The sequence below is a fragment of the Asanoa siamensis genome, assembly GCF_016862555.1.
GTDB classification, from domain to species: domain Bacteria; phylum Actinomycetota; class Actinomycetes; order Mycobacteriales; family Micromonosporaceae; genus Asanoa; species Asanoa siamensis.
This window is the reverse complement of sequence record NZ_BONE01000084.1, coordinates 1-22,973: the sequence shown is the minus strand read 5'-3', so window position 1 is coordinate 22,973 and position 22,973 is coordinate 1. Positions and strand designations below refer to the sequence as shown.

Below are 22,973 nucleotides of genomic sequence, written 5' to 3'. Positions count from 1 at the left end.
CGGCGACCTGGCCCCGTCCGTTCGGCTGAGCGAACCCCCGACCGGATTCGGGGTCGGGCGGCGCGCCGTCGTCCGGCCGCTCGCACTCGTACCGGCCCGCCGCGCCCGGGCCAGCGCGTGAGTCTTTGCTGCCGGTGTTCGTAGTGGGTGCGGTAGCCGGGCACACCCGGTAGGCATCCTAGGATGAATCGTGCCGAGGGCTTCTGCTGCGTCGTCGCACCCGCGGGCCGCGGCATCGTCGAAAGGACGGACGCCAGTGCTGCTGGCCCTGCGGACGGACCTGGCTGGCCCGTCACGCGGCTCCATGGACGACGAACGCCGCCCAGTGCGCTGGGTCCGTGAACCCGCCGGCCGCCGGCGTAACAGCGAGGTCGCGGGTGAACTGTTGAACGTCCGCGGGTGCGGCGTCGCGCAGCCACTGCTGTGCTCTGGCCAGGGCGCTGGCCGGGGGCATCGGTCCCCCACCGTCGTCGTCCGGATCGCCGAGCAGGTGGTTCACGTAGAACCGGCTGACCAGCAGCTCCGCCGACCTGTCCTCGACCGCCCACAACGTGCCGATGATGGTGCGCGCGCCCGCGTACGCCAGCCCCGCGGGCAACCCCGTCGCCTCGTCCTGCGCCCGCAGCACGTCGGTGACGGCGCTCTGGCACGCCGATGCCACGACGAGCTGCACGCCGGCAAGCCGCTTGCCGTCGAAGAGCTCTCGCAACGTCAGCCGCTCGTCGCGGGCAAGTTGCAGAGAGGAGCGCATGGGCTCGTCCGCGTCGTACGCGCCGTGGCAGGCGAGGTGAACGTGCGTCCTCCCGGGCAGCGCGGCCAGGAGTGCCGGTTTTGTCGCGGCGCTCCCCGTCATGGATCTGGTCGGCCCGGGGAAGATCCGCTCGAGCGTCGCGACCTCCTCCCGCGCCCACGGCAGCGGGGCGGCGTCCGGCACGGGATCGGCCACGGCGACCAGTCGCAACTCGTCCTGCGCGGCCACCGGGACCCCGTGGGCGGCCAGCAGGACCCGCGCGGACGGGGCATAGGACGGAGCGACCTCGTCCACCAGGTGAACCAGTTGCCCGTCGCGGCGATACCGGGCGGCGTGCAGCGGCACGATGCCCAGCACCCCGGTCGGAATCAGTACGACCCGCGAGTGGCCAAGCTCCGTGAGCCGATGCGCGAGGTCGCCCATGAACCCGTCACCGATCAGGTCGAGGACCGCGGGCGAGTGCTGCGCGCCCGCGTGCAGCACGGTGTCGACCAGTTCCTGCTCGGTCAACGAGCAGTACAACGCCTCGACCGTGCCGGACGGGTCGGCGCCGGCGAGCAGAATGACGCTGCCATGGCCGGTGGTCACCAGATACGCCAGCGGGCAGCCAGCCGCTACCGCCTGCTCCACGGTCTCGGCCGCCGCTCGGCCGAGACCGACGCTGGCGCCCGGCACACGCCGGACCGTCTCGGTCGCTGAGCGCAGTTGCGCGTAGGCGTCGGTGAGGGCGGCGTGGATCTGCTGCGAGTCCTCCCGGCTGGGCTGCGGTGCGGCCCGCTGGCGGGCCTCCAGTGCGGCAATACGCTGACTCGCCTCCCGGTACGCGGCCGCGGCGTCGGGGGCCAGCCGGTCGACGACAGAAAGGTCCAGGTGATCGCGGTCGAAGAGCCGGCCGAGCTCACGCGCACGGGCGGATTCGAGCAGCGCGACAGCCCCCTTCGGGTCACCGGCGCGCGCCAGCGCGTAGGCGGCGAACCGCGGCAGGCCGCCCAGGCGCTCCAGTTCGGCGACGCGGGACATGGCGAGGACGGCAGCCGCGTACCTCGACTCGGCCGCGTCGACGGCGTGCCGCAACGCCTGCGCGGCCGCGGTCCAGTCCCCATCCCGCGCGTGCACCTCGCCGAGCAGGCTCCAGACGTGCGCCGCCTGGTGCGGTGCTCCCGCCAGGGCGGTGGATGCCGTCACCTCTCGCAGGAGGCGTACTGCCTGCGCCTGGTCCTGATCATGGCCCCGCAGCAGCAAGGTCGAGGCGAACGCGGTGGCGGACTCGGTCCACTCGCGCGACCCGCGCTCGACCTGGAACACCGCGAGGCTGCGCTCGTGCAGGTCGAGCACCTCGTCGAGATCTGGTTGCTGCTGCGATTCCAGCAGCGTCGTCGCCAGGTTGTAGCGGGCGCGGGCCTGCTCCCACGGATCGTTGCTGCGTCCGTAGAGGTCGACGGCGGTGCGCTGCAAGGCGATGGCCTCACCGAGCTGATCGTCGGTCGGCTCCGCCAGGGAGACAAGCGTGTTCGCCAGGTTGCCCGCGAGGGCGGCGTGGTCGCGCGGAAAATGGTCCGGCGGCACCATCGCGAGGGCGCGGTGGTACCACTCGATCGCCTCAGTCACCGCGTCGCTGTGTGTCCTGAGCATGCTCAGCGAGTCGGCCACCGCTCTGGCGGCGTCGGCGAGGTCGACCGGCGTACCGAAGCCTTCGAACATGTCGTACGCCTCCCGCGCGTGTCGCAGCGCCAGGTGGGCGTTCGCCTCGTGGTCACCGGATTTACGCAGCCGGTAACAGCGGCTGAGGTTGAGCAGCACCACCGCCCGGGATCGGGCCGCATCGAGCCCGTCAAGTGCCCGGCTGAGATGGACGCGGCCTCGCTCGAGGTTGTCCGGGTCATCGGCCAGGACTGATTCGGACAGCACCAGCCCCAGGTTGGCGTGCGCCGTCGCCCAGTCCGTGCGGTGCCGGTCGGGGGTGAGCACCGTCAACGCGGCGGTGTGCCGGGCGACGGCGCGAGCGAGGTTACGCCGCCGGTCGTCCGGATACTGCCAGTACACGTTGCCGAGATTGCTGATGGTCTTGGCCCACTCATCCGGGTGGGTGGAGCGGCGGTACAGACGTAGCGCCTGCCGCAGCGCACGAAGTGCGCGGTCGCTGTTGCCGCGCAGGTCGCCGGACCGATCCTGGCGCCACGCCGCACCTTCGAGGACATAGGCCTCGGCTGCTTCGTCGTTCGCTCCCGCGCGGGCCAGCAGTTCGGCCGCCGCGCCGGCGTTCTTCTGGGCCCGTGGGCGGTCGGACTCGTCCATGTCGAGTCGGGCCAGTTGGAGCAGGTACCAACCGCGTACCGCGGCACGTTCCTCGCCTGTCAGCATCGCGATGATGTTGTCCAGGGCCGCGCGATGGTCTGCGCCCTGGCTGACGACCAACCGGCGGACCTGTTCCTCGAGTCCTGCCGGAAGGTCGCCAGCTCCGGCGTAGCGAAGGATGGTGTCCCACTCCTCGGCGTACCAGCCGGCGGCCGCGCCGTCAGGGTGTGCCAGCAACCAGGCGATGCCAGCCGCGGCGTTGGCCCGGGCCTTCTCGTCCGGCGCCGCGGAGAGCAGCTCGACATGAGCGGCGATCCGGGCGGTGACTTCTCCGAGGAGCGCGGGGTGCCTCGCCAGCACCGCTTCGCGGGCGGCGTCGCTGTCGGCCTGGAGCAGCTCGCGCATCGCCCACTCGGCCTCCACCAGTTGCAGGAAGAGGTCGTCGTCAGGCTGCCGCTCCGCCGGAGCGCGCCGCGCCGCACGCCGGGCCAGCTCAACAGCCTGGGCCACGTCACCGTTCGCCCGGTGCGTACGGGCCGCGAACATTTCGGTTTCCGCGGCCAGGGCGGTCGCGGATGCCAACTCGAACTGCCGCACCGCCTGCTCCGCCAGGTCGAGCGCCGCGTCGACGTTGCCGACCTTGTGCGCTTCGATTGCCAGGAACCGCAGGATCCGCCCCTGCCCCTCAGCGTCGCCGAGATCCTGGAAGATGGCGCGGGCGCGTTCCGCGTAGCCGAGCGCGCCGTCGCGGTCACCGAGGTCGATCGACGTCGTCGCGAGGTCACCGAGGGCGCGGGCTTCACCGAGCCGGTCTCCGGCCCGGGCATACGCCACCACCGCCTCGTGCAACATCGTCACGGCGGCACCGGCGTCCCCGGCGTGGCGCTGAAGCTGCGCGAGGTGCGCCAGCCCCTTCGCCCGCAGCACATCGTCGCCGAGCTCATCCGCCAGCCCGACGACAGAGGTGAAGATCTCCTGAGCGCGCTCGTCGTCATTCAGGTACTGGTAGGCGACGCCGAGGATATGCATCAGTTCCAGCGCCGGCCGGGCGGTTTCGAGCTGATTGGCCGCCGCGAGGCCGATCCGACTTACCTCGGCGACCGTTTGCCAGTCTGATGTGGCTGTGAGGAACGGCAACATGTCGTAGGCGGCGCTCAGCACCACTGACGGCTGCTCATCATCTGCCGAGCGCAGCGCCGCGAGTAGGGCCGGCAACTCCCGGTGGAACCAGGCCAGTGCCCGTCCTGCGGCAGCCTGATCCGAGGCCGCGATCAACACTTCCGATTCGCGCCTCAGGCGATCCCACAACGCCGCGGCACCTGAACTCACACCGTTCACCTGACGGACACTACTCAGGAAAATTCAGCGTGCGGCGCGCCCGAACCGGGCCGATTCGTCCAGGGCTGTTCGCACCATCGTCCGGGTCTCCTCGTCGAGGGCGGCGGCGTGCTCGATCGCGAGGCGGCCGGCCGCTTCGGCCGCGTCGAGGTCGGCCGGTTCGCCGTCGGCCCGCCAGCGGGCGCGAAGCGCGATGGACCGCCACATATGCCACTCGGCCCGATCGTCGTCGTCACCACCAACGGCTAGGGCGTGGTCCCAGAGTCCGACCGCCTCGTCCAGGTCGGCGGGGTCGCCGGTGTGGTCGCAGCGCCGCAGCAGCGCCAGGGCTAGCGATGCCGTCCGCTCCGCCCGTTCGGCGTCATCGCGCGCGCCGGCCCGCACGGCGGCGCGCCATGCCTCGACGGCGGCCGACAGCGCTGCCGGATCGGCCGGGCCGTCAGCTTTGCGGTCCCAGGCTGTGGCGAGCACGGCAAGATCGTCCGCCCGGTCCCGCGGGCTGCGCCCGGCGGTCACGGCATGCCGCAGCGCCCGGATCGCCGAGTCGAGGTCTGCGGCGCCCGGATCGCCGTCGCGCTGGGCGGCGTAGAAGCGGTCGAGCAGCGTCTCGCCGTATTGCGACCAGTACCGGCCGGCTCCGCCGACGGGTGCGTCCCGGACGGCGTCGAAGGCGGCCGCGACCGCCCCGTCAATGTCGGCCCGGTCATGTCGCTTGCGGTAGCGCTCCCCCAGCACGAAGCCCAGCATGCTGGAGGCGTGCGCCCGCAGGTCGGGCGGTGCGGCCTCGAGCGCGGCCCGCGACTGATCCACGGCCCGCTCGATGTCGTCGCTGGCCCGCCTCAGGGCCTCGCTGATCAGTTCGAGCACCGGCCCCCGGGCGGACGTGTCGACGGGGTCGAGGTAGTCCATGGCGCGGTCGGACAACTGCCGGGCTACCGTCTCGATCCGCGCCGCGAGAACCGGCTCCCGCGCGGCCAGCCGGCTCAGGTCCCCGCGCAGCTCCAGGTGCTGTGCCCACAGCACGCCGCGCCCACGCTCCAACCGGTCCACGGCGACATCCGCGTCGCCGACGTCGATCGCAGCCGCGGCGGCGTCGCCGGCCAGCCCAGCGGCCACTGCCAGTGAGCGTTCGCGCGTGCGACGGGTCGTGCCGCGGAACGGGAGCCGGGCTAGCACGTCCACCGCCACACCGAACGCGGTGGTGGCTGCGGCCTTGTCACCGATGTCCTCAGCCAGCCGGCCCGACAGGCTCGCCGCGTCGACCCGGGCGGCTGTCGACACGATCGGGTTGCCGGCCAGGCCGTCCAGGTACCCGATCGCGGTTCCTGCGTCCTCGTCCCGCCCGTCGCGCCGAAACCGGTCGACGAGGATCGAGGCGGCCAGCCCTCGGCGGGGGTACTCGGCGCTGGCGAGCAGAGGCACCCCTCGCACGGCGAGGTCTGCCGCCTCGTCGAGATCGTCGGGCCGGCCCTCGAACCGGGCGCGCTCACGAAGCGCCATCGCCAGATTGAGCATCTCGGCGCCCGCGTGGTCCTCGGTGCCTGGTAGCTCAAGGAACGACGCCAGGGCCAACCGCGCGTAGCGCACGGCCTCGGCCAGGTCGTCTGGCCGGCGGCTGCGTCGGAACCGCGCCCGGTGCAGGATGCCCAGGTTGGCCTCGGCTTTGGCCACGGACAGGGTCTGTCGATCGGCGCCGTCCACCGCGTCGCGGAGAACGACGATCGCCTCGTCGATGTCGTCGGGGCGACCGAACCAGTCGTAGCGCACCTGCAGGGTGTGCGCGAGGTTCGCGGAGTATCCGATGAGGTCGTCGTCGGAGGGATCGGCGGCGGCGACCCCTCGCTGGGCCGCCCTGACCGCCTCGCTGAGGTCGGCGGGATCTTCGAAGAGCTCGTGGCGCTCCAGCAGGGCAACCGACAGGTTCGTGAGCGGCACGGGGTCGGTGCCACCCGCCGCGGCGTCGGCCCGGCGCAAGTTCCCGACGGCATCGTCCAAATACGCGGGCTGGCCGATGCGGGTCCAGCAGGTGAGCTGCGTATTGCCCAACGCGCCGAGAGCGAGTCCGCGCCCGTCGGTCTGGGCGAGGTCGACAGCGTCGTGCGCCGCGAGGATCGCCGCTTCCGCATCGTCGGTCCGACCGGTGAGTCTCGCGCGCCTCCGCAGTGCCGCGACGAGATCCAGCCGGAGGCTGTCCGCGTCCGCTGCTGCGGACACCGCGGCAGCGACCCGCAACGCCGCCGCAGCCGCGTCCAGCTCCTCCGGGTCCGTGCTGTCTTCCGTCAGACGTGCCGCCCACTGCACGGCTCCGGCCGCGGCCGGGTCACCGGCGATCCGGAACGCTGTCATCATCGCGGCCGCTCTCGACCCGGTGTCGCCAGTGACGGTGAAGAGCTCCCGGGTCGACAGGGCGTAGTTGCGCAGGTGGACGAGCGGCCGACCGCTAAACGCGGTCAGGTCGGGTGGAGCGCTCTGTTCGGCCGCCGCCCGGTACAGATTCACCGCGGCTGTGAGGTCGGCGACGTCGTGGGCACGCTCGTAGCGTTCCCGCAGGGCGTGCGCGGCCTGTTCGATCCGGTCCGGCCGGCCGTCGTAGTCGTGCGCGGTGAGGTCGAGACAGCCGGCACCGGCGGCGACCGCCGCGTCCAGATCCGATGGCGAGCCGGTCAGCCGATACCGCATCCGTAGTGCGTGGCACAGGTTCACAAGGCATGACGCCGTCACGTCGGCGTCCGCCGCGGCGCCCTCCTGGAACAACGCGACGGCCTCGTCGATGTCCGCCTGAGCATGATCACGTTCCCAACGGTCCATGACCGCCGCACCGAGGTTCAGCAGCCGGGTGGGATACGCCGCGTCATCCGCGGGGGTGTGCCGGACGGCAACGCGCAAAAGTCGTAGACCCTCGTCGAAGGTCGCCGGCTCCTTGGTCATCGGCAGCCCACGGACCGAGGCGTCGAGCGGATCCAGCGGCAACACCATCTCCTCCATGCGGCATGGGCAAACGCAGGATAACGTCGCCCCTGGTCCGCACCGGTCGACCGCCAGCTTGCCGTTCGACGGCGCTGTCCGTCAGTTATCGGCATGGGTAGGAGCTCGGGGCCAGGGCGTCATGTCCGATCCCCTGACCACGATGCTCGGCGTGCGGCGATCGCGCGGGTTCCGACCTGGATCTGGGCCTGATGTGATGAGGTCGTGATGCCCGGCGGATCCGATCAGTTCGGCCACGACGTCGATCGCCGCATGGCCCTGGCCCGCGAGTGGGACGAGCTCGTGGAGCAGGTCCGCGCGATCGAAGGGTTCGAGGACTTCCTGCAGCCGCCACGGCTGGAGACGCTCCTGCCCGCGGCCAAGGGCGGACCCGTCATCATCGTCAACGTCAGCCGATGGCGGTGCGACGCTCTGATCGTCACACCCGGCGGCGTCGACGTCGTCGAGCTTCCCGAGCTGCGGCAGGACACCGTCGTGGACCAGGTCCAGGCCTACCTGGACGCGGTCACGACCCGGCAGGTGGCGACACTGCGAGGCACCCGGCGGGACATGGACGCGACCGTGTCGTCCGATACCGTCGAGGCGGCCCTGGACCGCTGTCTGCAATGGATGTGGGACGCGTTCGCCGAGCGGATCCTCGACAGGCTCGAACACAACAAAGGCGGCGGGCGGCGGATCTGGTGGTGTCCGACCGGGCCGTTGACGCTGCTGCCGATACACGCGGCCGGTTACCACCGCAGCCCCGGCCGGTCCGTCCTCGACCGGGCCGTGTCCTCCTACACGCCTACCCTGCGTGCGCTGGTGGCGGCCCGCGCCGAACCGCGGGAGCAAGGCGGGGCACCGGGCCGGATGCTCTTCGTCGGCATGCCCGACACGCCCGGCCAGGCACCGCTGCCGAACGTCGACACCGAGCGGGACCTGCTGCACGAGAGGTTCGACGGCGCCTGTACGGAACTGATCGGCGAACGGGCCACCCGCGACGCCGTACTGGCGGGTCTGGTGAACCACAGGTGGGCGCACTTCGCCTGCCACGGCGAGCAGGATCTCGCCGACCCGTCGCGCGGCGGCGTGCTCGTCCACGACGGTCAGCTCACCGTGGCCGATCTGAGCTCCCAGCAGTACCAGGGAGAGTTCGCCTTCCTGTCCGGCTGCAAGACCGCCGTCGGCGGGGCGAATCTCCCTGATGAGGCGATCACCCTGGCGGCGGCGTTGCACTACACCGGCTATCGGCACGTCATCGCGACACTGTGGTCGGTCTGGGATGACGAGGCGGCGGAGGTCGCCGACAACGTGTACGGCGCGATCGTGCGCGACGGTGTGCTGCACGCGGACGAGGCCGCGGCGGCGCTGCACCACGCGACGCGAGCATTGCGCGACCGCCACCGCAACGCGCCCAGTGTCTGGACGCCCTTCACCCACACGGGCCCATGACGGAGCGGCCGTCACGCGCCGAGCTGATCGCCGCCGTGGCCCGGCGGACCGCCGCCGCGGACCGCACCGGCTCGGCCACCGACCTCGACGCCGCCGAAGCGGCGCTGCGCGCCCTGCTCGACGCTCTCGGGCCGGCCGACCCGATCAGGCCGCGTACGCTGGCGACGCTCGGCTCGGTCGTCCGACGGCAATGGGAACAGGGCCGCCGCCCGGACGGCCGCACCACGGCCGTCGCGCTGCTGCATGCCGCCCTCTCGGTCGACTCGCCGGACCGGGCGCTGTGCCTGGCCAACCTCGGCAACACCCTGCTGGTCGGGGGCGACGAGGCCGATCTCGACGAAGTGGTCGCGGCTTTCACCGAGGCCGTGGAACTGACGGGCGCCGAGGAGCCGCCGCGGTCCGCGTACCTGTCGAACCTGGGCGCCGCTCTCGTCGCCAGAGCCCGGGCCCGGGCCCGGAGCAGCGAGGACGATCTCGACCGCGGTATCGCCGCCATCGACGCCGGCCTCGACACCGCGTCGGCGGATGATCCCCGCCTGCCCACCTACCGGGCCAACCTGGCCGACGCGCTGCGCACCCGGTTCAGCCACACCTACGAGCGGGCCGATATCGACCGCGCCGCCGAACTCGGACGGGCAGCCGCCGAGCAGAACCCCTCCCCCACGATTCTGGCCGTTCTGGGTGGAGTGCTGCTGAGCCAGGCCCAGGCGACCGGCGACGAACCCGCTGAAGCCCTGCAGGCGCTCGGCCACGCGGTGCGCGCGACACCACCAAAGCACGCGATGCGGGCCCGCCGCTTGGCGGGTCTCGCCTCCGCCCTGTCGTACCGGGCGGAGCTCGACGACGACCCGGCCGATCTCGAACGGGCCGAGGCCCTGCTGCTCACCGCGGCCCGGCTGCGGCCGGAACGCGCGGTCCTGGTCAACCTCTCCGCCGTGACGATCCGTCTCGCGGAGCTGACCGGCGACGACGCCCGCCTCGATCGGGCCGTGGCGATCGCCCGTGACGTGGACGCCACGAACCTCGCGACCGCGCTGCACCTGCGTGCTGCCCGCACCAGCAGCATCGTGACGCTCGACGAGGCCGCCGCGGCGGCGACGACGGCACTGGATTCCGCCGCACCCGGGACGACGGCCCATGCCGGCGCCCTGAGCAACCTGAGCGGCATCCTGATGACCCGCTATCTGCGCACCGGACGCGGCGCCGACCTCGACAGGGCCGTGGAAACGGCCCGCGGCGGCGCCGACGGAACCGTCGACGGCGACCCCGAGCTGCCGGGCCGGCTCAGCAACCTCGGCAACGTGCTGCGGCTGCGGGGCACGCGCCGACGGTCGCAGCGTGACCTCGACGATGCCGTGCGGGTCCTGCGGCGGGCCGCCGAGCTGGCCCGGACCGATCAGGCCCAGCATCTGTCGAACCTGGGTGCCGCGTTGCAGTCCCTGGCCGAACTCGGGAACGGCGACCCGGCCGACGCGGTGCCGGTGCTACAGGCGGCGGTCGCCTACACACGGCCCGATTCGCCCGCCCGGCCGAAGTACCTCTCCAACCTCGGCAACGCCCTGACGAGTGCCGGCGACCCGACCGCCGGAGTGGCATCGCACCGGGACGCGCTGCGGCTCCTACCCGCCGGGCACCCGGACCGTGCCGTCGTGCTGGGCAATCTGGCCCACGCGCTGATCGCCACCGGTGACGACGCGGCGCTGCCGGAGGCTATCGACGTGACCCGGGAGGTGGCCGACGACCCCGCCGCCAACGGCCAGGACCGGCTGCTGTCCGCCTGGCGGCTGGCCGACCTGCAGGTCCAGGCCGCCGGTGGCGCGGCGGACGTCGGCGCACCCGCCATGCGGACCGCGCTCGAGCTGGCCGAGCGGATCGCCTGGCTCGGCGCCACCGCCGCGGATCGCCCGTACACCCTGGCCCGGTTCTCGAGCCTGGCGCTGGACGCGGCGGCCGCGCTCGCGCGCCACGACCCGGCGGCCGCCCTCGGCGCTCTCGAAACCGGTCGCGGCGTCGGCTGGCGCGAGCAACTGGGGCACCGTCGTTTCGACGCGCTCGCCGAACACGACGCGGCCCTCGCCGGTCGGCTCCGCGCGATCGGCACCGCCCTCGACCGTCCGCTCACCACGTGACCCGCCGCTGGAGGAACGAATGCCCAAGGTGTACGCCCTGCTGGTCGGCATCGACCGGTACCGTGCGTCGTCGCTGAACCTGCAGGGCTGCGTCAACGACGTCACGCTGGCCGAGTGGCTGCTGCGTGGCCGCATCGACTCCGACCAGCTCTTCGTGATGAAACTGTGTGACGAGCAGGCCACCCGGGCCGCGATCATCCAAGGCTTCCGCGGCCATCTCGGTGCGGCCGGCCCGGACGACGTCGCCCTCTTCTGGTTCAGCGGGCACGGCTCTACCGGGCGGCTGCCGTTCGAGTTCCGATTCACCGAGAACTCCGGCATGTGCCAGACGACCGTCTGCCACGACAGCCGCGCCGGGGCACCCGACCTGTACGACAAGGAACTGGCGGTGCTGGTCCGGGAGGTGGTCGCGAACGGCGCCCTCCTGGTGTCCATCCAGGACTCGTGCCATTCGCGCAGCGGTTTGCGCGGCGACCCGCCCACCGGTCGCGCACCCCGGCTCGCGCCCGCCGCCGAAGAGCAGCCGACGCCAGCGGATCTGCTCCCCGAGCTGGTCCGTGACGTCGCCGGCGGAAGCAACACGGCGATCGGTGTCCACGCACCGCGGCATGTGGCGCTGTCGGCCTGCAACGAGTGGGAGCTGGCCAACGAGGACCTGTTCACCGACGGCGTGCACGGAGTGTTCAGCGAGGCGCTCGTCCACGCTCTGGGGCGCCTCGGCCGCCACGCGACCTACCGCCAGTTGTTCCACGACGCCCGCTGCCGGGTCGAGGGCCGTTTCGGGCGCCAGGTCCCGACGATCGAGGCCGCCGGCGACGACGCCGACCGGGAGTTCCTCGGCGGGACGATGCACCCCCGGGCCGGCCAGGTGACCATGCGCCACCTACGCGGCGCGTGGGAGGTCGACCTGGGAGCGATCCATGGCGTCGTCGCCGAGTCGCGGCTCGCCGTGCACGGCACTGATCCGCTACGGGAGGTTCGGGTCGCCGAGGTGCACCCCGAGCGCGGCATCGTCGAGCCGATCGGCTGGACACCGGAGACCGAGCGGCAGTACGAGATGGTGCTCACCGACATGCCTATGCCACCGGTCGCGGTGGTGATCCACGCGCGCGACGACGTCACCCGTCGTCTCGTCGCGGCGGTGAATGCCGCCGGTCCCGCTCGCCGTCGGTCGCCGCACCTCCGCGTCGTCCCGCCCGGCGACGAGCGGGCCGGCGGGCTCGTGCTGCGGGTCACCCAGGCCGAGGACGGCCGCACGATGGAGATCACGAGCAGCGACCATGAACCCTTGGTCCCGAAGGTCGGCGTCGACGACCAGGCGATCACGCGGACGGTGCGCGACCTCGAGCACATCGCGCGCTGGCTGCAGGTGCGCAACCTGGCCAATCCGTCCCCGGTCCTCGCGGACGCGGTACGCATCGAGGTCGTGTCGGCGGCACCGGGAGCGGATCCGTCTCCGTCAGCCGGGCCGGTCGAGTTCGCGTACACATGGAATGGCACCGCATGGGAACCACCGCTGGTCTTCGTCCGCCTCCACAACACCTCCGACCGCAAGCTGTTCTGCGTGCTGCTCGACCTGACCGACCGGTACCGCATGCATGCCGACCTCTTCCAGGGTGCGTTCGTCGCGGCGCGCCACACCGTCCAGGCCGGCGGCGCCGAGCCCATCGTGCTCTCGCTGCCGCCGGACCGGGTCCGGCAACCGGGCGCCGCCGGCACCGACTGGCTGGTCCTCCTGGTGGCGGAGAAGGAGTTCAGCGCCGACGCGTTCGCGTTGCCGCGGCTCGGCGAGGTGCCGCGTGGAGCGGTCCGAGGCGGTGGCATCACCGGCATCCTCGGCCGGCTCGGCCTGCGCGCGGTGCACCGGGACTTCGATGTCGCACCGCAGGCCGCACTGGACTGGTCGGTCACCGTCGCCGAGGTCAGGACAGTGATACCGGCGGCGGCCCCGTGAGCGCTGGCTCGGGGATGGACGACCTGTTGGCATCGATCCGGCGCAGAGTGACCCTCTACACGATCACCGGCAGTCCGGTCCATCTCCTCGGCCGGGAGGCCACCGACGAGGGCATCGCGCTGTGGAACGCCGCCGCCAACGTCGGCGAGGCCGGCAAGCGAACCATGAACGTGGCTCCGATGGCGGCGCTGGCCTGGTTCTACTGGTGCCGCTACTGGAGTCTGCCGGATGGTGTCGGCGACGCGGAGCGCGAGACCGCGGTGCCGCTGTTCCGGGTGATCGGCGCGGACTGGCCGGAGCTCGTGCCCGAGATCCTGATCGCCGACACCGACCTGGACGACTGGTGCGAGGAGGCCACCGACCTCCTCGAGCGGTGCGAGGTTCGCGACGAACCGGCCGCGCTGGACCGGGCGATCAGCCTGTTCCGGCAGGTGCTCCAGATGATCGACATCGCCCGGTCGCCCCGTGGTGACGTGCTCAACAACCTCGGCATGGCGCTGCGGCTGCGCTTCGAGCGCCGCGGCGACCCGCAGGATCTGGATGACGCTGTCCTCGCCGGACAGATCGCCGTCGACAGCACACCCGACGGACCGGAGCGGACGATGTACGCGGCGAACCTCGGCGCACGGCTGCAGGCCCGCTACCTCCGCGACGGTGACCCCGCCGACCTGAACGAGGCCGTGGACACGACCCGGATCGCGGTGGACGGCATGCGCGCAGCCGATCCGGCGCGGGCGAAGCACGTCTCGAATCTAGGACTCGCGCTCCGGATGCGGTTCGAACGTTTCGGTGATCCCGCGGACATCGACGAGGCGGTCGTCGTCGGCCGGGCGGCTCTGGAGCGCTGCCCGCCCGGAGACCCGAGTCGGGTCCGGTGCCTCGGAAACCTCAGCGGCTCGCTGCAGGTCAGGTTCGGGCGACGGGGCGATCCGGCCGACCTGGACGCGGCGGTCGCCGCGGTCCGCGAGACGTTGCGGCTCATCCCGGGTGACCATCCCGACCTGGGTGGACACCTGTCGAACCTCACCGTGATGCTGCAGACCCGCTACGGCGGTCGTGGTGACCGGGCTGACCTCGACGCCGCAGTCGAGGCGGCCCGCGGCGCCGAGAAGCTGGTGCCGCGCGGCCACGTCAACCGGGGCCAGGTGCTGTCCTACCTCGGGGCGGCGCTGGCGGGACGGTTCGATCGGCTGGGCGACCGGGCCGACGTCGACGCGGCGGTCGAGACCGGCCGGGCCGCCCTCGACGCGGCGCACGCTAGTGACCCGGGCCGGCCGACGTTCCTGACGCATCTCGCGACCGCGCTGAACGCGAGATGCGCCGCCTTCGGCGATCCGGATGATCTCGACGGCGCGCTGGCGGCGGCACGCGAGGCGGCGTCCACCGCACCGGTCGGCCATCCGCACCGGGCGCGCTTCCTGTCGAACCTCGCGGGTGTGCTGCTTCGCCGGGCGGAGAAATCCGGCGACCCGGACGACCTGGACGCGGTCATCGCCACGGCCGAAACCGTCGTGGCGGAATTTCCCACCAACCATCCCGACCGGTCGACCGTCCTGTCCAACCTCGGGATCGCCGTGCGGGCCCGCTTCCTCGAATCCGGTACGGCCGCCGACGCTGACCGGGCATCGCGGGCCTGGCGGGAAGGTGCGGCGACGCCAACGGCGCCGGCTGCGATCCGCCTGCGCTGCGCCGACACGTGGGGTGACTTCGCGGCGTCGCTCGAACGCTGGCCGGAGGCCGCCGAGGCGCTCGCCACCGCGGTACGGCTGCTGCCGCTGTCCGCGTGGCGGGGACTGAGTCGCCACAGCGTCGAGGACGAGTTGGTACGCGCGGACGGTGTGGCCCGCGACGCCGGTGCCTGCACGATCGCCGCGGGCGACCCGCGAGGCGCCGTTGTCGCGCTGGAGGAGGGCCGCGCGGTCGGCTGGGCTCAGTTGCTTGACACCCGCACCGACCTGACGCTGCTCCGCGCTACGGCCCCGGATCTCGGGAGACGCCTTGACGCGCTGCGGTCAGGTCTCGACCAGCCCGCGGCATGAGCGCGTCGTGGTTCCACTCGCCAGAAACCCATGTGGGCAAAGTGACCATTCGGAGTTGGCCCTGCCAGCGAGCTGTTCGAGTGCTTGCTCCTGCGGCCGGCACGTCAGGGCGAGGCGAGCAGGCGTCGGATGGGGGCGGCTTTGGCCGTCGCTTCCGCGACCTCCGCCTCGGGGTCGCTGTCCCAGGTGATGCCGCCGCCCGCCCAGAGGTGGAGGTGGTCCCGGTCCGCGGCTGCCGTGCGGATCGTCAGGCCCAGGTCCAGGTCGCCGCTCGCGTCGATCCAGCCCAGGGCGCCCATGCTCGGGCCTCGGCCGACCGGCTCGAGCGCGGCGATGTGGTTCAGGGCTGCCAGCTTCGGCGCGCCCGTCACCGAGCCGCCGGGGCAGGTCGCGCGGAGCAGGTCGGCCAGGCCGATCCCGGGCGCGAGCTCCGCCGAGACCACCGACTCCGCCTGCCACAGGTCGACCCAGCGGCGGATCGCGAACAGCTCGTCCACCCGGACGGTGCCGGTCCGGGCCACCCGGGCCAGGTCGTTGCGTTCCAGGTCGACGATCATCACGTGCTCGGCGCGCTCTTTCGCCGAGTCCAGGAGTTCGAGCCGGCCCGCCGCGGTCGCAGGGCGGGTGCCCTTGATCGGGCGGGTGATCACCCGGCCGCCGGTGACCTGGACCAGGGTCTCCGGCGACGCGCAACCCACCGCCCAGCCCTCACCCGTCAGCAGCCCGCCGTAGCGGGCGCCCGGCAGGTCCCCCAGGCGGGCCAGCGCCGGCAGCGGGTCACCCACGTACGGCGCCGACGCGTGCCCCACCACGTTGACCTGGTAGACGTCCCCGCGGCCGATCGCCGCGCGGACCGCTGACACCGCCTCCGCGTGCGCGGCGGGGGTCCAGCTCGGCGTCCACTCCCCCAGGTGCCACGCCGCGGTCATCTCACGACGTGGACCGGAACGTAACTGATTTGGTGGGCCGCCCACCCGGGATGAGGAGCCGGGACGCCCCCCGCCCATGTGGTCGGCGTCACCGCGCGGGAGGGGTTGACCCGCCCTCGCGAACGGGCGAAATGGCGCCTCAGTGGTATCAACGTGCTCATATACCACGGCAACCAAATCAGGCACGGCGGGCGACGGCGTGGGCTTGCCCACAGGTGCCCGCCGAAGCATCGCCGCACCGGCCGCCGCGGAGATCAGAACGGCGGCACCGCAGACCGATCCGGCCTCGCTTTTGGCTACGGAGCGTGACAGTGTGGAGGTGAGGAAAGACCGCACGTTCAGTCCGTCGGCCGCAAGGAAATCTTCGAGATGCTGAGCCGGATCGCCACCGTCCGTAGAGCGCCACTCCAGTCGGGAGCGCTCTCTTATACGGAGAGTGCACGACTTGCTCGTACCAGCGAAAATGGCCTCAGCACCTGGAAGCGTTCCCACGCCGACCGGCCCATAGTTACTCATACGAAGGGTGGATTCTTTCGTGTTCGGGCCGCTTCTTGCTCGTAGGCGCCCCCGTTGAGGGAGTAGCCTCCGTCACTGTCGTGTGAACCATGACACAGCACCCCCATTGTCCGGAGATCTCGATGTGCCAGCACCAACCGACCTGTCCCTCCGCTGAAGCCGTGGACCGCGACGCCGCGCGGGCCCTCGCCGCCTTCCCGGAGCAAGGCTGGAGCCTGCTCTGCAACGGCGTCATCCTCTTCGAGGACACCGGCGAGCTCCTCCCCGACGGCCGCACCATCGCGCCGCACCGCGGGCCCGCCCGCCACGCCCTCGCGGCCTGACCGACCAGGCCCGGGACCCGGGTCCACGGCGGCGAGCCTAGGCCGCCGGAAAAGGGGGAGCCCAGCAGGCTCCCCCTTTCGAGAGCACAGAGCGCCCCTACTCGAACGCCTCCGGCGACGGGCACGCGCAGACCAGGTTCCGGTCGCCGAACGCACCGTCGATCCGCCGCACGGGCGCCCAGTACTTCCCGACCCGCGACACCCCGAACGGGTACGCCGCCACGGAGCGCGGGTACGCGTGCGACCACTCGTCCGCGGACACCATCGCCGCCGTGTGCGGGGCGTTCGCCAGCGGGTTGTCGTCGGCGGGCCACTCCCCCGACGCCACCGACGCGATCTCGCCGCGGATCGCGATCATCGCGTCGCAGAACCGGTCGAGCTCCGCCAGGTCCTCGCTCTCGGTCGGCTCCACCATCAGCGTGCCGGCCACGGGGAACGACATCGTCGGCGCGTGGAAGCCGTAGTCGATCAACCGCTTCGCCACGTCGTCCACCGACACGCCGGTCGCCTTCGTCAGCGGCCGCAGGTCGAGGATGCACTCGTGGGCGACGAGGCCCTTGTTGCCGCTGTAGAGCACCGGGTAGTGCTCCCGCAGCCGGGCCGCCACGTAGTTGGCCGCCAGCACCGCCGCGCCGGTCGCCCGGGTCAGGCCCTCGGCGCCCATCATCCGCAGGTACGCCCACGGGATGGGCAGGATGCCGGCCGAACCGTGCCGCGCCGCCGAGATCGCCGGCCCACCCGCGGTGCCGCCGGCGCGCGCCGAGTGCGCGGTGCGCGTCGCGGTGGCGCCCAGCGGGTCGCCGGGCAGGAACGGGGCCAGGTGACCGCGTACGCCGACCGGACCGACACCCGGCCCGCCGCCACCGTGCGGGATGCAGAACGTCTTGTGCAGGTTCAGGTGCGACACGTCGGCGCCGAACCGCCCCGGCTTCGCGAAGCCGACCAGCGCGTTGAGGTTGGCACCGTCGACGTAGACCTGACCGCCCGCATCGTGGACCTTGGCGCACAGCTCCGCGATCCCGGTCTCGTACACCCCGTGGGTCGACGGGTAGGTCACCATGATCGCCGCCAGCCGCGCGGCGTGCTGCGCGATCTTCGCGTCGAGGTCGACCAGGTCGACGTTGCCGTCGTCGTCGCAGGCGACCACGACGACCCGCATGCCGGCCATCACCGCGGACGCGGCGTTGGTGCCGTGCGCCGACGACGGGATCAGGCAGACGTCGCGCGCCTCGTCGCCGCGCGAGCGGTGGTAGCCGCGGATCGCCAGCAGCCCGGCCAGCTCACCCTGCGAGCCGGCGTTGGGCTGCACCGACACGGCGTCGTAGCCGGTGACCTCGGCCAGCCATCCCTCGAGCGAGTGGATCAGCTCCCGATACCCGGAGGTCTGCGCGGCCGGCGCGTGCGGGTGGATGTTCGCGAACTCCGGCCAGGTGATCGGCTCCATCTCGGTGGTCGCGTTGAGCTTCATCGTGCAGGACCCCAGCGGGATCATGCCGCGGTCCAGCGCGTAGTCGAGGTCGGAGAGCCGGCGCAGGTAGCGCAGCATCGCCGTCTCGGAGCGGTGGGAGTGGAACACCGGGTGGGTGAGGAACTCGGAGGTACGCACGAGCGCCTCGGGCAGGACGGACGACTCGGCACCGGTGTACGCCGGCACACCGAATGCCGCCCAAACGGTCGCCAGGTGCGCCGGGGTGGTGGTCTCGTCGCAGGCGATGCCCACGGTGTCGGCGTCGACCTGGCGCAGGTTGACCCCCTGCGCGGCGGCCGCGGCCACGACGGCGGCGGCGCGACCCGGCACCGAGGCGGTCACGGTGTCGAAGAACGCCTCGTCGGTCACGGTCACGCCGCCGGCGCGCAGGCCGGCCGCGAGCCGCGCGGCGGACGCGTGGGTGCGCCGGGCGATCTCGCGCAGCCCGTCGGGGCCGTGGTAGACGGCGTACATGCTGGCGATCACCGCGAGCAGCACCTGCGCCGTGCAGATGTTGCTGGTCGCCTTCTCGCGCCGGATGTGCTGCTCACGGGTCTGCAGCGCGAGCCGGTACGCCGGCGCGCCGTCCGCGTCCTTGGACACCCCGACCAGCCGGCCGGGCAGCATCCGCTCGAGGCCCTTGCGGACCGCGAGGTAGCCGGCGTGCGGGCCACCGAAGCCCATGGGTACGCCGAAGCGCTGGGTGGTGCCGGCCGCGATGTCGGCCCCGATCTCCCCCGGAGCCCGCAGCAGGGTCAGGGCCAGCAGGTCGGCCGCGACGGTGACGAGCGCGCCGGCCTCGTGCGCGGCGTCGACCAGGGCTGCCTGGTCGCGGACGGCGCCGGAGGCGCCCGGGTACTGCAGGTGCAGTCCGAAGAACTCGGCCGGCAGCGCCGACGGCCCGGCGGTCAGGTCGAGCACCTGGACGGTGATGCCGAGCGGCTCGGCCCGCCCCTGGATCACGGCGAGCGTCTGCGGCAGCGTGTCGGCGTCCACGACGTACACCGGCGACTTGCTCTTGCCCGCGCGGCGGGCCAGCGTCATCGCCTCGGCGGCCGCGGTGGCCTCGTCGAGCATCGACGCGTTGGCCGTGGTCAGCCCGGTCAGGTCGGAGACCATGGTCTGGAAGTTGAGCAGCGCCTCGAGGCGGCCCTGGCTGATCTCCGGCTGGTACGGCGTGTAGGCCGTGTACCAGGCGGGGCTCTCCAGCACGTTGCGGCGGATCACGGCCGGCGTGTGGGTGCCGTAGTAACCCAGGCCGATCATCGAGACGTTGACCGTGTTGCGGTCGGCCAGCGCGCGCAACTCGGCGATCGCCTCGGCCTCGGACGCGGCCGGGGGCAGGTCGAGGGTGCCGTGCCAGCGGATCACCTCGGGGATCGCGGCGTCCATCAGCTCTTCGACCGTGCCGTAGCCGACCTGGTCGAGCATCCGGCGCTCGCTGTCGCGATCCGGCCCGATGTGGCGGTCTGCGAACGAGGAAGCGGTCATCGGCGAAACTCCTGGAGGGGCGAGGGTGCGAGGTCGACCAGCAACCTCCCCCTCTGTCGTACCCGAAACGGGCGCTCCAGAGTCGCCATGTCCGCGCGGTCCTTTTGCCTGAGAGGTTCCGGGGAGGATTTGCCCCTTCGGCGCCGCCGTGCCCGAAGGCCCGGCGAGCTCTCCCACGCGGATGTGTTCGGCTCGTGTTTACGCTACCAGTGTTGATGTTCCGTACGCGTAACAGCGTGGGTGAGGTCTCCTCAGGTTGTCACTTACGCTGACGCGCGTGACGTATCTCGCCGCTGACGACCGCTACGACTCGATCACCTACCGACGCGCCGGCCGCAGTGGTGTCCGGCTCCCCGCCATCTCCCTGGGCCTCTGGCACAACTTCGGCCACGGGCGCCGCCTGGACACCCAGGCCGACATCCTGCGCCGCGCGTTCGACCTCGGTGTCACCCACTTCGACCTGGCCAACAACTACGGCCCGCCGCCCGGCTCCGCCGAGGAGAACTTCGGCCGGATCATGGCCCGCGACCTCAGGCCGTACCGCGATGAGATGATCATCTCGACCAAGGCCGGCTACCTGATGTGGCCCGGGCCGTACGGCGAATGGGGTTCCCGCAAGTACCTGATCTCGTCGCTGGACCAGTCGCTGAAGCGGATGGGTCTCGACTACGTCGACGTGTTCTACCACCACCGGCCCGACCCGGACACGCCGCTGGAAGAGTCCATGATGGCGCTGGACCACGCGGTCCGCTCGGGGCGCGCGCTCTACGTGGCGATCTCGAACTACTCGTCGGCGCAGACGGCCGAGGCGGCGAGGATCCTGCGCGACCTGGGTACGCCGTTGCTGCTGCACCAGCCCTCGTACTCGATGCTGAACCGGTGGATCGAGCGCGACAACCTGCTCGACACGCTGGCCGAGGCCGGGGCGGGGTGCATCGCGTTCAGCCCGCTGCAGCAGGGGCTGCTGACCAACCGCTACCTCGACGGCATCCCGGCCGACTCCCGGGTGGCGACCGGCGGGTTCCTCAAGGAGAGCGCGCTCGACGAGCAGACCATGCGGGTCGTCCGCGAGCTCGACGAGATCGCCCGCGGCCGCGGCCAGACCCTCGCCCAGCTCGCCCTGGTCTGGGCGCTGCGCGACGAGCGGATGACCAGCCTGATCATCGGCGCGAGCAGCGTCGCCCAGCTCGAGGACAACATCGGCGCGCTGGACAACCTGAAGCTCTCGGCCGAGGAGCTGGACGCGATCGACGGCGCGCTGACGAACCCGGCCTGATCAGTTCCCGGTTGCGGCGGTGATCGACAATGGGGCCATGCCTCCCGGGTCACCGCCGCGTACGCGCCGCCGCCGTTGGTTGTGGACGCTGCTGATCGTCGCGGTGGCGTTCGTGGTCGCGGTGCCGGCGGCGGTCGTCGGCACCGGGATCTGGCTGCGCGGCGCCGCGCGCGGGCACGTCCATCCACTGGCGACCGTGCCCGCCGCGCCGGTCGCGCTGGTGCTGGGCGCCCAGGTCTATCCCGACGGGACGCCGTCGCCGTTCCTGGCCGCGCGGCTCGATCTCGCCCGGCAGCTCTACGACGCCGGCACCGTGCGGGCCGTGCTGGTCTCCGGCGACCACCGCGAGTGGCACTACGACGAGCCGGGGGCGATGAGCCGCTGGCTGGTCGAGCGCGGGGTGCCGGAGCGCAAGGTCGTGCAGGACCACGCGGGTTTCGACACCTACGACTCCTGCGTACGCGCGAAGAAGATCTTCGGTGTCGACCGGATGATCGTGGTGACGCAGCAGTTCCACATCGACCGGGCGGTGGCGCTGTGCCGCGACGCGGGCATCGACGCGGTCGGGGTCGGCGACGAGACGGTGAAGCGGTTCGGGCGGGCCTGGGACTACGGGGCGTTCCGCGAGCAGTTGGCGGGCGTGAAGGCGGCGTGGGACGTCGTGACCGGGCGGGATCCCGTGTTCCTCGGCCCGCGCGAGACCGGGGTCGACGACGCCCTCGCCAATTGACCGCGGCACTGGCAGGATGCGCCGGGTGCGTGCTCCTCTCCGTGTTCTCGCCCTGATCGGCTTCGTCGCCGTGCTGGGCGCCTGCGGTGGCGCTGATCCGGCGCCGCCTCCGCTCGCCTCTCCGCCGTCGGCGTCCCCCTCTGTCACCGCGGGGACTGACGCACTCGGGCGCGGGCCGGCGCGACCGACGCCGACCGCGACGCGCCCGGCCGCGGGTTGCACGGGTGCGCTGCCGGCCGACAACGTCTGGCGGGCCGACGTGACGAGGCTGCCGGTGCACCCCAGGTCGGCGGCGATGGTGGCGAGCATCGGCGCGGGCGCGGCGATGCACCCGGACTTCGGCTCGGGCACCTGGGAGGGCGCCCCGATCGGGATCCCGGTCACCGTGGTGCCGGGCGGGCAGAAGAAGGTCGACGTCTCGTTCGAGTACGCGTCGGAGAGCGACCGCGGCCCCTACCCGATCCCGGCCGACGCCAAGGTCGAGGGCGGCCCGCAGGCCGACGGCGACCGGCACGTGATCGCGTTCGACAAGACGGCGTGCAAGGTCTACGAGCTGTTCTCGGCCTACCCGCAGGGCGGCGGGTGGCGGGCCGGCTCCGGTGCGGTGTTCGACCTGCGCGCGAACAAGCTGAGGCCCTCGGGCTGGACCTCGGCGGACGCGTCCGGGCTGTCGATCTTCGCGGGGCTGGTCCGCTACGAGGAGGTCGCGGCGGGCCGGATCGACCACGCGATCCGGATCACGGTGCCGAAGACCCGCACGGGCTTCACGTGGCCCGCCACCCACTCGGCGTCGTCGGCCACGGACGCGAACCTGCCGCAGTTGGGCCAGCGGCTGCGCCTGAAGTCGTCGGTGTCGACGTCGTCGATGCCGAAGCAGGCACGCATCGTGGCGGAGGCGATGAAGCGCTACGGCGTGATCGTCGCGGACCACGGCTCGCCCTGGTTCATCTCGGGTGCCCCGGACTCCCACTGGGACAACGACGCACTCCGCGCCCTGAAATCACTGACGGGCGCCGACTTCGAGGTGGTCGACACGAGCGCCCTGATCACCAGCAGGACATCGGGAGCGGTACGCCGGTAGGCCGCGGACGGGCGGACGTGCCGGGGTTGCTCCCGAAGAGGCTTGGCTCGTCTCGGGGAGGGTTGTCCCGCCCGCCGACCGGGCGCGTCCGCTCGCGGTCGGACCGTGGTCGCGGGCGGGCTCACGCGCGACCACGCCGAGTGGCGTCGCCGCGCCACGCGAGGTTGCGCCTCGCGACCGCGGCAGGCCCGTCCGGCGCCCACCCAGCCGACCAGCGCCGCGCCACGTCGCGAGCTT

Annotated in this window: 13 protein-coding genes and 1 riboswitch; of the genes, 9 read left to right on the top strand and 4 right to left on the bottom strand. The window is 72.3% G+C overall.

Features of this window, described 5'->3' with window-relative positions:
- Positions 1-292: 292 nt before the first annotated feature.
- Positions 293-3,898, bottom strand: coding sequence for a CHAT domain-containing tetratricopeptide repeat protein (locus Asi02nite_RS33935; protein ID WP_239127411.1), 3,606 nt, complete (start codon positions 3,896-3,898; stop codon positions 293-295).
- A 27-nt stretch (positions 3,899-3,925) separates the two neighbouring features.
- On the opposite strand from Asi02nite_RS33935, the gene Asi02nite_RS33930 reads away from it, so the two are divergent.
- The gene (locus tag Asi02nite_RS33930) at positions 3,926-4,162 is read left to right on the top strand and encodes a hypothetical protein (RefSeq protein WP_203718113.1); all 237 of its coding nucleotides are present in this window, start codon (positions 3,926-3,928) and stop codon (positions 4,160-4,162) included.
- Between the two features lie 246 nt (positions 4,163-4,408).
- Here Asi02nite_RS33930 and Asi02nite_RS33925 read toward each other — a convergent pair whose 3' ends face one another.
- On the bottom strand, positions 4,409-7,354 hold the full coding sequence (locus Asi02nite_RS33925) for a hypothetical protein (protein ID WP_203718112.1): 2,946 nt from the start codon (positions 7,352-7,354) through the stop codon (positions 4,409-4,411).
- A gap of 222 nt (positions 7,355-7,576) precedes the next feature.
- On the opposite strand from Asi02nite_RS33925, the gene Asi02nite_RS33920 reads away from it, so the two are divergent.
- The 4 genes from Asi02nite_RS33920 to Asi02nite_RS33905 are packed head-to-tail and all read left to right on the top strand — an operon-like array spanning position 7,577 to position 14,922.
- Entirely contained in the window at positions 7,577-8,800 is a 1,224-nt protein-coding gene (locus tag Asi02nite_RS33920; protein WP_203718111.1) for a CHAT domain-containing protein, read from the top strand.
- On the top strand, positions 8,797-10,929 hold the full coding sequence (locus Asi02nite_RS33915) for a tetratricopeptide repeat protein (RefSeq protein WP_203718110.1): 2,133 nt from the start codon (positions 8,797-8,799) through the stop codon (positions 10,927-10,929). Before Asi02nite_RS33920 ends, Asi02nite_RS33915 begins: the two co-directional genes overlap by 4 nt.
- Positions 10,930-10,948: 19 nt before the next feature.
- Positions 10,949-12,883 carry a caspase family protein gene (locus Asi02nite_RS33910; protein ID WP_203718109.1) on the top strand — a complete coding sequence of 645 codons (1,935 nt, stop codon included), beginning with the start codon at positions 10,949-10,951 and terminating at the stop codon, positions 12,881-12,883.
- Complete coding sequence (locus Asi02nite_RS33905) at positions 12,880-14,922, top strand: hypothetical protein (protein ID WP_203718108.1); 2,043 nt, start codon at positions 12,880-12,882, stop codon at positions 14,920-14,922. Before Asi02nite_RS33910 ends, Asi02nite_RS33905 begins: the two co-directional genes overlap by 4 nt.
- A 104-nt stretch (positions 14,923-15,026) precedes the next feature.
- On the opposite strand, the gene Asi02nite_RS42860 is transcribed toward Asi02nite_RS33905, so the two are convergent.
- Complete coding sequence (locus tag Asi02nite_RS42860; protein ID WP_373312376.1) at positions 15,027-16,367, bottom strand: anthranilate synthase component I family protein; 1,341 nt, start codon at positions 16,365-16,367, stop codon at positions 15,027-15,029.
- 122 nt (positions 16,368-16,489) lie between these two features.
- Here Asi02nite_RS42860 and Asi02nite_RS33895 point away from each other — a divergent pair, with 122 nt between their 5' ends.
- Positions 16,490-16,690, top strand: a complete 201-nt coding sequence (locus Asi02nite_RS33895) for a DUF5999 family protein (protein WP_203718125.1) — start codon at positions 16,490-16,492, stop codon at positions 16,688-16,690.
- Between the two features lie 97 nt (positions 16,691-16,787).
- On the opposite strand, the gene gcvP is transcribed toward Asi02nite_RS33895, so the two are convergent.
- On the bottom strand, positions 16,788-19,649 hold the full coding sequence (gcvP, locus tag Asi02nite_RS33890; RefSeq protein ID WP_203718107.1) for an aminomethyl-transferring glycine dehydrogenase: 2,862 nt from the start codon (positions 19,647-19,649) through the stop codon (positions 16,788-16,790).
- 86 nt (positions 19,650-19,735) lie between these two features.
- Positions 19,736-19,835: riboswitch (glycine riboswitch) on the bottom strand.
- A gap of 91 nt (positions 19,836-19,926) precedes the next feature.
- On the opposite strand from gcvP, the gene mgrA reads away from it, so the two are divergent.
- Genes mgrA through Asi02nite_RS33875 form a run of 3 tightly spaced genes read left to right on the top strand, consistent with a single transcriptional unit; the run spans position 19,927 to position 22,736 of the window.
- A complete protein-coding gene (gene mgrA / locus Asi02nite_RS33885) occupies positions 19,927-20,925 on the top strand; it encodes an L-glyceraldehyde 3-phosphate reductase (RefSeq protein WP_203718106.1) in 999 nt (332 codons plus the stop codon).
- 37 nt (positions 20,926-20,962) lie between these two features.
- Entirely contained in the window at positions 20,963-21,655 is a 693-nt protein-coding gene (locus tag Asi02nite_RS33880; protein WP_203718105.1) for a SanA/YdcF family protein, read from the top strand.
- 25 nt (positions 21,656-21,680) lie between these two features.
- On the top strand, positions 21,681-22,736 hold the full coding sequence (locus Asi02nite_RS33875; protein WP_203718104.1) for a hypothetical protein: 1,056 nt from the start codon (positions 21,681-21,683) through the stop codon (positions 22,734-22,736).
- Positions 22,737-22,973: the final 237 nt, after the last annotated feature.

Coding starts and splice junctions, on each gene's coding strand:
- Asi02nite_RS33895 (WP_203718125.1), top strand. CDS start 16,490: ATGTGCCAGCACCAACCGACCTGTCCCTCCGCTGAAGCCGTGGACCGC.
- Asi02nite_RS33935 (WP_239127411.1), bottom strand. CDS start 3,898: ATGTTGCACGAGGCGGTGGTGGCGTATGCCCGGGCCGGAGACCGGCTC.
- Asi02nite_RS42860 (WP_373312376.1), bottom strand. CDS start 16,367: ATGAGTAACTATGGGCCGGTCGGCGTGGGAACGCTTCCAGGTGCTGAG.
- Asi02nite_RS33910 (WP_203718109.1), top strand. CDS start 10,949: ATGCCCAAGGTGTACGCCCTGCTGGTCGGCATCGACCGGTACCGTGCG.
- Asi02nite_RS33920 (WP_203718111.1), top strand. CDS start 7,577: ATGCCCGGCGGATCCGATCAGTTCGGCCACGACGTCGATCGCCGCATG.
- Asi02nite_RS33880 (WP_203718105.1), top strand. CDS start 20,963: ATGCCTCCCGGGTCACCGCCGCGTACGCGCCGCCGCCGTTGGTTGTGG.
- gcvP (WP_203718107.1), bottom strand. CDS start 19,649: ATGACCGCTTCCTCGTTCGCAGACCGCCACATCGGGCCGGATCGCGAC.
- Asi02nite_RS33915 (WP_203718110.1), top strand. CDS start 8,797: ATGACGGAGCGGCCGTCACGCGCCGAGCTGATCGCCGCCGTGGCCCGG.